Annotated in this window: 1 protein-coding gene; it reads left to right on the forward strand. The window is 49.0% G+C overall.

Translation table 11 applies throughout. From position 1 onward, the window contains the following. Positions 1-91, forward strand: a 91-nt coding sequence (locus IH971_08320; GenBank protein ID MCH7497841.1) for a peptide-methionine (R)-S-oxide reductase, incomplete at its 5' end; no start/stop codon positions are given. Positions 92-341 lie beyond the last annotated feature (250 nt).

Genomic DNA, 341 nt, shown 5'->3' on the forward strand with positions numbered 1-341 from the left:
CCACCTGTTCAGCGATGGGCCGCAACCCACCGGCCTGCGCTACTGCATCAACTCTGCCGCCATGACCTTCGTGGAGGCCTCGGCAAAGTGAGACTCATCATAGTGGGGCTGGAGCTGTCTGGAGCATCATAGCTTTTATTCCGATGGTTGGCGTATATTACCAGTTGTTTCACTTGTCTATTGCAGAAGTGCTGGTGCCCGTGAATTTACTTGTCCATGCAGAATTGACTTACTAATATCATGTAATAGTTGATAAACGTGGCTGGAGCGGAGTTATACAGTTAGTTGGCCCGGCCATTGATTGTGTAGCTAAAGGCTCTCAAGTTAGTGTTTTACCAGCT

It is taken from the genome of Candidatus Neomarinimicrobiota bacterium (assembly GCA_022560655.1).
Lineage (GTDB): Bacteria > Fidelibacterota > Marinisomatia > SCGC-AAA003-L08 > TS1B11 > JADFSS01.